This is a genomic window from Priestia aryabhattai (genome assembly GCF_023715685.1).
Lineage (GTDB): Bacteria > Bacillota > Bacilli > Bacillales > Bacillaceae_H > Priestia > Priestia aryabhattai_B.
The window spans coordinates 37,569-50,062 of the sequence record NZ_JAMBOQ010000003.1; the positions used below are offsets into that span (position 1 = coordinate 37,569).

Genomic DNA, 12,494 nt, shown 5'->3' on the forward strand with positions numbered 1-12,494 from the left:
TATGTATTCGAACAGCTCTCTTTTTTCTGTTTGTACAGCTAGATTTCTGGCATCATCAATGTAACAATATAAGATAGAAACAGACAGCAAAGGGTGGCTAGAAATGATTCATTTATTAATTATGATGGTAGAACGAGTCGGAGTTATTGTCATTATAGGTTTTTTGCTGGCACATACAAAAGTTTTTCGGCAATTTCTCCGCAAACAGCAAGGTTATAAAGGAAAAGCTGTACTTATTTTCATCTTTTCTCTTTTTAGCATTATTAGTAACTACACGGGAATTGAAATTCAAGGAACGATTATTCGAAATGAAGATTTATTATTAAAGGTAGATCCATCAAGCTCGATTGCAAATACGCGAATTATGGGTGTGGAAATGGGCGGTCTGCTTGGCGGTCCTTTTGTTGGTTTAGGAGTAGGACTACTTGCTGGCGTTCATCGCTTTATGTTAGGAGGAAGTACGGCGTTTAGCTGTGCGGTTTCATCCGTTTTGGCAGGGGTGTTAACTGGATATATCGGCTATGCATACCGAAAAAAACATCGAACGATTACACCGCGCTTTGCTGCACTTGTAGGCATAGCGATGGAAACGCTTCAGATGCTAATTATTTTATTGTTTGCTAAACCATTTGATTCGGCATGGACGCTAGTGAGTATTATTGCTATTCCAATGATCATTGTTAATGGTACGGGAAGCTATATCTTCTTATCCATTATTCAGTCCATTTTACGACAAGAGGAGCAAATGAGAGCGCTTCAGACACACAAAGTATTATTAATCGCGGATCAAACTCTTCCTCATTTTCGTCAGGGTCTCACTGCTGAATCATGTGAAAATGTTGCAAACATTATTCATCGCTTCACAGGTACGGATGCTGTTTCGTTAACTGATACGCACAAAATTTTAGCTCATGTAGGAGAAGGAATTGATCACCACGTTCCTTCGCATAGTTTAATTACCGGGCTGTCTCACGAAGTGCTGAAGACAGGAAAAATTATGAAAGCGAAATCTAGAGAACAAATTGATTGTCAGCATAAAGACTGCCCGCTTCATGCTGCTATTGTAATGCCGCTTACTTCTCACGGTATCACAATTGGAACACTAAAAATGTATTTTAAAGATGCAAGCGGGTTAAGCCGGGTGGAGGAAGAGCTGGCAGAAGGATTGGCTAAACTTTTTTCAACTCAGCTAGAGCTCGGCGAAGCAGAGCTTCGAAGTAAATTGCTAAAAGATGCGGAGATTAAAGCCTTACAGGCACAGGTGAATCCTCACTTTTTATTTAATGCCATTAATACGATATCGGCGCTGTGCAGACAAGACGTAGAAAAAGCCAGAAAGCTGCTTTTGCAGCTAAGCATTTATTTTCGTTCCAATTTGCAGGGGGCAAGGCAGCTGTTGATTCCGTTATCAAAAGAGCTTGATCATGTTCACGCGTATTTATCGCTTGAACAAGCCAGGTTTCCTAATAAATACGAAATTGACATGTATATTGAACAAGGACTAGATGATGTCTTGCTTCCGCCGTTTATTCTCCAAGTGCTTGTGGAGAATGCAATTCGGCACGCATTTCCGCGTAAACAAAAGCACTGTCGTGTAGAAATTTATATTGAGACAAAAGATAAATATGTATACGTAAAGGTAAAAGATAATGGACAAGGTATAGACGCAAAACGATTGCAAATGCTTGGCAATCAGCCCGTTTTTTCAGAAAAAGGAACGGGGACAGCTCTTTACAATATTAAACAACGTTTGCATGGATTGTTTGGAAAAGAAACAACGCTGGAGTTTGACGTAACAGAAGGAACAACGGTTTCGTTTGTTATACCAATTGAATTAAAAAGCGAGGGTATGTAATATGCTGCGAGTACTAATAGTAGACGATGAAATGTTAGCGCGAGATGAATTAAAATATTTGCTGCACCGAACGAAAGAAGTAGACCTTATTGAAGAGGCGGAGAGTATCGAAGAGGCTTTGGATAAAATGATGGATGAAAAGCCGGATTTATTATTCTTAGATATACAATTGTCAGATGACAGCGGTTTTGATATTGCTAAAAGGCTTAAAAAAATGAAAAATCCGCCAGCTATTATATTTGCAACGGCGTACGATCAGTACGCTTTACAAGCCTTTGAAGTGGATGCAATTGACTACATTTTGAAGCCTTTTGATGAAGAAAGAGTGGTGCAGGCCATTCATAAATATAAAAAAATGCATGTCCCTCATCACGCTGTCAAAGAAGAAGAATCGATAGGAGAGTCTTCTTCTCAAACTGGAAAGTTAGCGATTTCTGTAGACGATTCGATTGTATTAGTGAATGTAGAGGATATTTTATTTACAGGATTGATAGAAGGAGAAGTCACGATTCAGACCATAACAGAATCCTATCATACTGCTGATACGCTGGCTATGCTAGAAAAAAAGCTCCCTTCTCAGTCGTTTATTCGTGTGCACCGGGCGTATATCGTTAACGTACATTATATTTCCGAAGTACAGCCATGGTTTAATTCTACGTATAATTTAGTGATGAAAAACGATGAGCGAGTTCCTGTCAGCCGTACATATGCTAAAGAATTGAAGAAACGTTTAGGAATTTAAGAAAAAAACAGCTTGCGTATGCATTTCGGCAAGCTGTTTTTTGTATTTCAAGGCTCAATTTTTGTAAGTGAGCACAAATATTTGACTCTTTAGTTTGAAAACGCTTTCTTGTTGATTTTCATTTTATATAATGAAGTCAACAAACAGAGAGAGGTGAAAGAAATGAGTGCTAAAAAAGTGTATGGCTTTTTAACACAAGCATTTATTTTTTCCGTAATTATGTTGATTTCAGATTTTATTGCAGAGCATTTGCCTTTTCCAATGCCAGCTTCAGTCATTGGACTTGTACTGTTATTTCTTGCGCTGTGCTTGAAAATTATTAAACTAGAGCAAGTTGAATCACTGGGAACGGCTTTAACTTCTTTGATCGGATTTTTATTTGTGCCAGCAGGTATTTCTGTTATGAATTCATTAGGTGTGATGCAGCAGTACGGCATTCAAATTTGTTTAGTTATCATCGTGGCAACGATTATTTTGTTAGGCGTTACGGGCTTATTTTCACAGCTTATACTTGGCATGACAAAAGATAATAAAGTAAAAGAAGAAATAAAAGATGTAGATATGAGTAAAAAAACGAAAAAACAAGACATTGCTTAATATCAATTATAAAGAGACAAGGTGGTTGGAAAGATGAATCCGTATTTTGGAATCGTGGTTTCTTTAGCTGCGTACGGTATTGGAACGTATTTATTTAAAAAGTCAAAAGGGTTTTTCTTATTTACTCCTTTATTTGTGGCAATGGTACTCGGGATTGCTTTTTTGAAAATTGGTCACTTTTCTTATGAGGAATATAGTAGCGGTGGGAAAATTATCAGCTTCTTTTTAGAACCGGCAACAATTGCTTTTGCCATCCCTTTATATAAGCAAGCCGATAAATTAAAAAAGTACTGGTGGCAAATTCTTTCTTCTATTGCGGTAGGATCAGTTTGTTCGGTGGCGATTATTTTTGCGATTGCTAAAGGTATTCATATGGATGAAGTCGTGATGAAATCAATGCTTCCACAAGCAGCTACAACAGCGATTGCGCTGCCATTGTCTCAAGATATTGGAGGGATTCCTGCTATTACTTCCTTTGCTGTTATTTTTAATGCAGTCATCGTATATGCACTGGGCGCTTTATTTTTAAAAGTATTCAAAGTGAAAAATCCAATTTCGAAAGGATTAGCTCTTGGAACTTCTGGACATGCGCTCGGTGTAGCCGTGGGGATTGAAATGGGAGAAGTAGAGGCAGCCATGGCAAGTATTGCAGTTGTTATTGTAGGCGTCGTCACAGTTGCAGTTATTCCAATTTTTGTTCAGTTAGTCATGTAGCAAAAGCCTGAAGAAGTCAGAGATTTTCTGACATCTTCAGGCTTTTATTTGTTAATAGACCACTCCAAAATGTCGTGATGCGCAGTTTTGGCAAGTTGTATGGTCGAAAAGACTCTCAGGAATGATAAATTCAAAACAAAATTGACATTGTTTGAATTGACTTTGTCTATAAAACATTGTCTCTAAGAAAATAGCTGTAATATGTTCGGTTATGTGCTTAAAGGAACGTTGTTCTAAAGTGGACCATGGAATAGACTGATGTTCTATGTAAACCGGAGAGGAAGTATAGGGTGTATCCCATTGAATTGTTTGATATCCAAACGTAAGGCCATAACGAGTTGCTGATGTAAATATGATTAGGTTTTGATGGAATTCTGGTAGAGGTAATTCTAGTTTTTGATCTTTGAGTGATCTAGTTTTGGAATGAAGGTTATACAATTTAATTTGAAAATGAATCCACTGAGTGGCATGAACGGTTATTGACATGTTTTAAACCTCCAATTCAGAATCTTTCTTTTATCATAATTGATTTCAAAATAAATAAATAGTAGGCAAAAGGAAGATAACAAAATTTTATATAGATTACTTATAAGGCGTAGGGAAAGGTGGTACAAGCACAGCATTCTTTTTTCTACCCCTTTTTAAAGCATATTAATCCTCTATATAAAACCCTGCTTTCAACGAACGATATCGGCGTACTCAAACGCTTTAAACAGATTTTAATGTTAGAAGTTATAACAAGGTTCATTTCTTTTAGAGAAGTTTATGAAATAATAAAAAATGTATATTTTACGGTCTTAATCTATGTGTTGGAGGTTTTTATATGAGGAAACAAAAGCTGATATTAATCGGAAACGGAATGGCAGGAATGCGCTGTATTGAAGAAATTCTTATTCATTCTCCAGATTGTTTTGATATTACTGTTTTTGGAAGTGAGCCTCACGTTAACTATAATCGAATTTTATTATCAACCGTTTTGCAAGGCAGTACAAAGCTTGAAGATATCAATATTCATTCTTTTGCATGGTATAAGGAAAATAATATAACCTTATTTAAAGGAGAAAGCGTCACGCGCATAGACACCGAGAGAAAAATAATAAAAACAGATAAAAACAGAGAGACGGTGTACGACAAGCTTATTATTGCTACTGGTTCAAGCCCGTATATGCTCCCCGTTAAAGGGTCTGAAAAAGAAGGTGTCCTCGGTTTTCGTACCATCGAAGACTGTCAGGAAATGATTAAAATCTCTAAACAGTATAAAAAAGCAGCGGTTATTGGAGGAGGTCTGTTAGGGCTGGAAGCTGCTAGAGGACTATTAAATTTAGGAATGGATGTTCAAGTTATCCATCATTCGGGTTTCTTAATGGAGCGACAGTTAGACAGAGCAGCATCTGCTATGTTAAGAGAAGAATTGGAAAAGCAAGGTATGAGTTTTCTATTAAACAAACATACGGATGAGATTATAGGGAAAAGCCGAGTAGAAGGCGTCCGATTTAATGATAACAGTAAAATTGCAGCTGATTTAGTTGTAATGGCTACAGGGGTAAGGCCAAATGTTAATCTAGCTAAAAAAAGCGGAATAGAAACAAATAGAGCAATCATCGTAAATGATTATTTAGAAACGAGCATCCCGGATATCTATGCAGTAGGTGAATGCGCTGAACATCGAGGGATGACATACGGCCTTGTTGCTCCTCTTTACGAACAAGGAAAAGTCTTAGCGCGACACCTTTGCCAAATAAAAAACAAAGGTTATCGCGGGTCCGTTCTTTCCACTCAATTAAAAATATCAGGAATAGACGTTTACTCAGTCGGAGAGTTTAAGGGAAATCAAGGTGCAAAAGCTATTACGATTTCGAATATGTTAGATGGTATATACAAAAAAGTAGTTTTTCGCGAAGGGAAAGTAGTGGGGGCTGTTCTTTTTGGAGATACCAGTGATGCTATAAAGCTATCACAAATGATTAGTGAAAAAAAGGATTTGTCGCAAGCGGAAAAAGTACAATTATTTCCTTCTCAACAAGAAAAAGAAAATGCAGTAGCTTCTATGCCACTTACAAATATCGTATGCAACTGTAACGGTGTAACAAAGGGAGCTATTATTGAAGCAGTACAGAAAAATGATTTAACGACAGTAGATGAAATAAAAAATTGCACAAAAGCTTCTGGTTCATGCGGAGGATGCAAACCCCTTGTAGCAGACCTTTTAACATATATTCAAAGCGATGAGTTTGATGAAATCATTGAACAAAAAACTTTTTGTACATGTACACATTTATCAGAAGATGAGCTGGTAAGAGAAATGCAGCAATACCAATTTGAGACGGTTCAGCAAGTAAGAGAAATGTTAAAGTTTAAAGACATGAAAGGCTGCTCGTTATGTGAAAGCGGTCTTCATTACTATTTAGATATGATGAATCCTCATTATGAAAACAATCGACATTCTTTATTTACTACGGAGAATGAACAGGCCGTTCTGCTTCACGACGGGACTTATGCAGTGGTACCACAAATTCACGGTGGTCTGACAAATGTACAGGAATTAAGGAACATAGCAAATGTAGCTGAAAGGTACAACATCTCTAATATTCGTTTAACAAGCGATCAACGCATTCAACTCATGGGAGTGAAAAAAGAATATCTTCAGTTGGTAAGTGAGGAAATAGATAGAGGACTTCAACGGCTATATGAACGTACAGTTAAAAATGTATCTGTTTATATAGGAAAAGGAACGTGTATTTGTCAGTATGAACCTGCTCTTGCTTTATCAAATGAATTGGATAAACAGCTTGAATATGTAAAGACCCCATGTGATATCAAAATCAGTATTGCTTCTTGTTCTCACATTACAGAGAATGTAACAACAAGTGATATAGGATTAAGAAGGATAGATAGAGGATGGGAGATATATGCTGGCGGAAGCAGCGCAGAAGCCAGAAGCGGGGAGCTGTTTTATGTGCCCGAAACGAACGAAGAAGCAGTAGAAATCAGCTGCTCTTTGATTCAATATTACCGTGAAACGGGGAATTATTTAGAAAGTATCGGCAGCTGGATCGAGCGAGTAGGAATTGTTCATGTCAGAGAAGTTTTGTTTGAGGTAGACAATCGAGAGTATTTAATGAAGCAACTTAGCTCAGAACGCTCTCGTGCAATCACATATTTATTATAGGAAAGAAAGGTGAACTACGATGACTGAGATGCTGTTGAGATATTTTCGTGAGCAGCAAAAGCAAGTTGAAACCGAGCGTATCTATAATACGCAGTGTCCTTACTGCAGCATGCAGTGCAAAATGCAGTTAGTTGAACAAACACATGTAAAAAGGAAAACGTATAAAACAATTGGAAAAGACAATCCTACTTCTCAAGGAAGATTATGTATCAAAGGAATGAATGCCCATCAGCATCCTTTGCATAAAGACCGGATTCAATATCCTTTATTAAAAGTAAACGGAGAGTTTGTAAAGATTTCTTGGAAAGAAGCTCTTCACTATATTAAAGAAAACGTTACAGAGATTCAAGAGAAGAATGGAGCAGATGCGCTAGGTGTTTATGGAAGTGCCTCTATTACAAATGAAGAAGCTTATTTATTAGGGAAATTTGCTCGAGTTGCGTTAAAAACAAAGTATATTGATTATAATGGACGCTTATGTATGTCAGCTGCTGCTTCTGCTGCTAGTAAAACATTTGGCATGGACCGAGGATTTACAAATAGCTTGCAAGAGATTCCGTTTACTGAATGTATTATGTTAGCTGGAACAAATATTGCGGAATGTCAGCCAACGATTATGCCTTATTTTGAAAAAGCAAAAGAAAACGGAGCTTTTATTATTGCCATTGATCCAAGAGAAACAGCTACAACTAAAATAGCTGATTTACACCTGAAACTTAAACCGGGCAGCGACGCGGCATTAGCCAATGGAATTTTGAAGGTCATTATCGAAGAAAATTATCTAGATGAACGATTTCTACAAGAACGTGTCAATGGATTTGAAGAGGTAATGCAATATGTTGCGTCTCTAGAATTTAATGTCATTGAAGAAATAACGGGAGTGCCACTTGAGGAAATGTATCAAGCTGCCCGTATGTTTGGCCAAAGAAAAACGGGAATGATTTTTACTGCTAGAGGGGTAGAACAGCAAACAGACGGAAGTGCTGCGGTGCGAAATTTTTTGAATATTCTACTTTCTGTCGGAAAAATCGGTAAACCTCGCTGCGGATATGGGGCGATTACTGGTCAAGGAAATGGGCAAGGAGCCCGAGAGCATGGTCAAAAAGCGGATCAGCTTCCAGGCTACCGTTCAATCGAAAACCACGAGCACCGGATGTATATAGCAGATGTGTGGAACATAGAGGAGAAAGATCTTCCTAGAAAAGGTGTTTCTGCATATGAGATGATTGAAAAAATTCATGACGGTGAAATTAAAGGGCTGTTTTTGATGTGTTCAAATCCAACAGTTTCAAATCCAAACGCTAATTTTGTTAAGAAGGCTTTTGAAAAGCTTGAATTTTTAGTGGTAGCAGATATGTTTGAATCAGAAACGGCAAAATTAGCAAACTTGATCTTACCAGCATCTTCCTACTTGGAAGATGAAGGAACCATGACAAATGTAGAGGGAAGAGTTACGTTGCGCGAAGCTAGCTTTCCGTGCCGTGGCGAAATCAAACACGACTGGGAAATACTATGTGAAATTGCTAAAGTTTTAGGGAAAGAGGAACATTTTTCGTTTTCATCAGCTGAAGAAATATTTAATGAACTGCGAATAGCAAGTAAAGGAGGGATCGCGGATTACTCCGGTATTACGTACGAACGATTACGAGAGGAAAAAGGAATTTTATGGCCATGCAGAAGCTTAACAGATAAAGGAACCGAGCGCCTGTTTGAAACGCGTTTTGCTCATAGTGATGGAAAAGCGATGATGGTCCCTGTCTCGAACCAAGCTATTGTTCCTAAAGCAAAAATAACGGAAAAATATCCTCTCTATTTAACAACGGGGAGAGTGATGTCGCACTATTTAACGGGTGTACAAACGCGAAAAAGTGCGTCTTTATCTGCTAGAAATTTCGAATCATTTATGGAAATTCACCCTTCAACAGCGAAAAAATATGAAATTTCGAATCAAGAATTAGTACAAATTGAATCTTCATATGGAAGTATTGTGGTAAGAAGCAAATTTTCAGAGGGCATTCGGCCAGATACCGTATTTGTTCCTTTTCACTGGGCAGATTCTCAAAATGTTAATAACCTTGTCTCTGAGAAATTAGATCCCGCTTGTAAGATGCCAGGATTTAAAGTAAGTGCTGTGAATATTAGCCCTTCTGTAAAAAGAAGCAGCTATTAAAAATGCTGATGCAAAAAGCCTCTTGAAAAAAAGAGGCTTTTTACATGGAATCAGGCAAGGTGCTTTTGGTTAATACGTACATTTTGTTTTTTGAATCCAGAATAATTCAGTAAGAGACAGAATAGGGAAAAAATCGCTAGTAAGGAAAAACCTACAACGTAATCTCCGCTTGTATCTTTTATAAAGCCTAGCACAATGGGAGGGAAAAAGCCGCCTACTCCTCCGAATGCTCCTACGATGCCGGTAACAGCTCCAATATTTCCTGTTGAAACAGATGGAACCATTTTAAAAACAGCTCCATTTCCGATACCAAGAGTAATGGCTGCAAGTAAACAACCTACGCTAAATAGGGAGAAGGCACTGATGGTAAATGCAATAAATAACCCTATTAGTAGCATTCCAGTAAAGACGAAGGTGAGTACTTTTTTTGCTCCGAATACATCCGATAAATATCCTCCAAGAGGCCGTACAAACGTTGCTAGTACAACAAAAACAGCTGTTTTTAGCCCACTTTCTACAGTTGAAGCATTAAATTGATCATGCAAAATGGTAGGAAGATAGATGCTGAACGTGACAAATCCACCAAATGTTAAAAAATAGAAAACAGACAAAAACCAAGTTTCTTTAAATTTTAATACCGATAAAGATTCCTGCAACGTTTTGGGAGAAGCAGCAGAAGGGTGGTCTGAAGTTCCTACCCATAATAAAAGAGCCATTAGGGCTACCGCAATTGCTAAACTCCAAAATACCCAAGGCAAGCCAAAAGAAGAAAAGATAAGTGGAATACTAAAGCTTGCTACCGCCGATCCTAAGTTACCCATCCCGGCAATCCCTAAAATAAAACCTTGCTTTTGAGGTGAATACCATTTAGAGACATATGTAATGGAAATAGCAAATGTTGTTCCAGCCATGCCGATAAAAAATGCCCAAAAGAGTAGCATGGAGTAAGAATGAGTAAAGCCTGCACAAATGGTAGGGAGTAAAAGAGCCAGCATAGTCAAAGAATACACTTTTCTTCCCCCGAAGCGATCTGTTAAAATCCCCATCGGAATTCGCATCAGAGAACCTAATAAGACGGGAGTGGCGATTAAGATACTTTTTTCAGCATTGGTTAATGAATACATCACTTGAATATCTGCAGCGATAGGTGCGAAGACAGACCATACTGCAAAAGCAATAATCATGGATAAAGTCGAGATAAGAAGTACAGATAAGGGCCGTTTAGAAAACATTGCTTAAAAACCTCCTTTTTTATATGCAGCGTAAAGCTGTTGCAATATGGTAATTATGATACTACGCTTTCTTTCTTATGTATCATTCTGTGTTAGGTTTTCTTCCGTACTTTTACTAAAGAACGGACGCAGATAAAAGTGGAGAGATAATTTAGACGTATACTCTGTCCAAGTGCTCATGAAGAAACGGTTAAAAAGCTCTGAAAGAACAGTAAGTAGAAATATAGTGGAGACTGGAAGAAAAATTGAAAATGGGAGAGATTAATAGAGTAAGCACCTATAAATTTGTGCTATCGAATTATAGCGAAATAAAAAATAATTCATATTTTATATAGAACACAAATTTTTGAAATAGAAGGTGGAAAAAGTGACAGAAAAGCATCCTCTTTCAGGTTATAAAAAGGATGATAATGGAGTTCTCTGGATATGGAGTTACGTTGGACAGGCTAGAGTGAAAATGGGGTATAAAGTAAAAAGTCTGCTTCACTATGAGCAATCTTCCTATCAACAAATCAGTATTGTGGATACAAAATGGTATGGGAAAATGTTAGTGCTAGATGGTACTCCACAAATTTCAACAGGAGAAGGGTTTATTTATAATGAAATGATTAGCCATGTGCCAATTATAACGCATTCAAATCCCCAAAAAGTTGCGATGATTGGCGGAGGAGATTGTGGTCCTGTACGGGAGGCAATGAAGTATGACGGAATTCAACAAATTGATGTAGTCGAAATTGATCCAAAAGTTACAGAAATCTGCCGCACATGGCTAACTCCGGCTTCTTGTTATGATGGTGAAACCAGGCTCAATATGATACATCGCGATGGAATAGATTGGATTCAAGAACAAAAGGGAGTTTATGATGTTCTAATAATTGATCGACCTGACCCTGTTGGACCGGGAAAAAAACTATTTCAACCTGATTTTTATCAATATGTCCACAACAGCCTTAAGGATGATGGCGTGGTTGTTTTTCAATCGGGATCTCCTTACTACAATACTTCTACGTTACAAGGCACAATTAAAAATTTAAAGGAGCTATTTCCAATTGTTCGCACATATCTAGTGACTATACCTCTTTTCCCTTGTGGCATTTGGAGTTTTACTATTGCTTCTAAAAAAATGGATCCTCTTCAGGCCGATTTGACGAAGTTACAGCATACACATACTCAATATATTGATCCTGAAATTTTCCGTGCATCATTTGTTTTACCTAAATATATAAAAGAAATAGTAGACGGAAAAGATTCTTAAAAACTAAGTAGCTACGAATGTTTGTTGAAAGTCATGAATAATCTCTGAAAATATATTTGTTATAGTAGTTCTGTGTTTGCTGCGGAGAGTACGGGATAATTCAATTTGAAACGTATTAAAATTATGACTGTAACCTAGATAGCCGCTATTGTCACCTTGTCTGTGAAAGGCAATTGATTCGTTTCCAATAAATTTATTATCAAATATTACATGGATTATCGGAAACGAATCTTTGGATTTTTTAGTCAGCGCTTGTTGAAACCAATCTTTAACTTCCTTTGAGCAAGATTGTCCATATAAGGTCCCCACTTCAATTGCATAAGGCCCGTAATGTGTATCCTTCATTCCATGAAAAGATAAATGTAAATAGGGTGTTAGAAGGCAATTATTACTATCTATTATCTTTAAAGATTTAACAATTTCTTGGATTGTTCTTCTATATTCATGTATCCCCTCATAGTTCGTTTTATTTAGATTTCTATTTAAATCTGCTACGGTTCTTGAAACCGTACTAACAATTCCTGCACATCCTGTTTTCTTTACTAAATTCTCTACGACTTTATCTGTAAATAAATCAGCAGCGGGTGGTTCTGCATGAAGTGCATCCACATGACAGCTTATAAAACCAGTTCCTTTGTTGTATTTTAAGTAGTTTCCATGAATGAATTTTAATGTCATTGATTATTTCTCCTTTTATATCGTTTGAAATCTATCCCTTCTATAATAAATGCAGTGAAAATAAAATCGGTGAATTATTACA

Annotated in this window: 9 protein-coding genes; 7 read left to right on the forward strand and 2 right to left on the reverse strand. The window is 37.2% G+C overall.

The genetic code is table 11. The features are described from left to right. Positions 1 to 103 precede the first annotated feature (103 nt). The 6 genes from M3225_RS13390 (at position 104) to nasC (ending at position 9,247) form a co-directional block, all read left to right on the forward strand. Entirely contained in the window at positions 104 to 1,855 is a 1,752-nt protein-coding gene (locus M3225_RS13390) for a sensor histidine kinase (RefSeq protein ID WP_251394487.1), read from the forward strand. Position 1,856: 1 nt separating this feature from the next. Then, complete coding sequence (locus M3225_RS13395) at positions 1,857 to 2,597, forward strand: LytR/AlgR family response regulator transcription factor (protein WP_251394489.1); 741 nt, start codon at positions 1,857 to 1,859, stop codon at positions 2,595 to 2,597. Between the two features lie 162 nt (positions 2,598 to 2,759). Next, complete coding sequence (lrgA, locus tag M3225_RS13400; RefSeq protein WP_251394491.1) at positions 2,760 to 3,194, forward strand: antiholin-like murein hydrolase modulator LrgA; 435 nt, start codon at positions 2,760 to 2,762, stop codon at positions 3,192 to 3,194. A 33-nt stretch (positions 3,195 to 3,227) separates the two neighbouring features. After that, entirely contained in the window at positions 3,228 to 3,908 is a 681-nt protein-coding gene (gene lrgB / locus M3225_RS13405) for an antiholin-like protein LrgB (protein WP_285885574.1), read from the forward strand. Between the two features lie 823 nt (positions 3,909 to 4,731). Then, the gene (gene nirB, locus M3225_RS13410; protein ID WP_251394495.1) at positions 4,732 to 7,077 is read left to right on the forward strand and encodes a nitrite reductase large subunit NirB; all 2,346 of its coding nucleotides are present in this window, start codon (positions 4,732 to 4,734) and stop codon (positions 7,075 to 7,077) included. 19 nt (positions 7,078 to 7,096) lie between these two features. After that, entirely contained in the window at positions 7,097 to 9,247 is a 2,151-nt protein-coding gene (gene nasC, locus M3225_RS13415) for an assimilatory nitrate reductase catalytic subunit NasC (RefSeq protein WP_251394497.1), read from the forward strand. Positions 9,248 to 9,297: 50 nt separating this feature from the next. On the opposite strand, the gene M3225_RS13420 is transcribed toward nasC, so the two are convergent. Further along, on the reverse strand, positions 9,298 to 10,479 hold the full coding sequence (locus M3225_RS13420; RefSeq protein ID WP_251394499.1) for an MFS transporter: 1,182 nt from the start codon (positions 10,477 to 10,479) through the stop codon (positions 9,298 to 9,300). A gap of 367 nt (positions 10,480 to 10,846) precedes the next feature. On the opposite strand from M3225_RS13420, the gene speE reads away from it, so the two are divergent. Continuing rightward, entirely contained in the window at positions 10,847 to 11,734 is an 888-nt protein-coding gene (speE, locus tag M3225_RS13425) for a polyamine aminopropyltransferase (RefSeq protein WP_251394501.1), read from the forward strand. Between the two features lie 3 nt (positions 11,735 to 11,737). Here the strand turns inward: speE and M3225_RS13430 are convergent, their stop codons facing one another. Continuing rightward, on the reverse strand, positions 11,738 to 12,412 hold the full coding sequence (locus M3225_RS13430) for a hypothetical protein (protein ID WP_251394503.1): 675 nt from the start codon (positions 12,410 to 12,412) through the stop codon (positions 11,738 to 11,740). Positions 12,413 to 12,494: the final 82 nt, after the last annotated feature.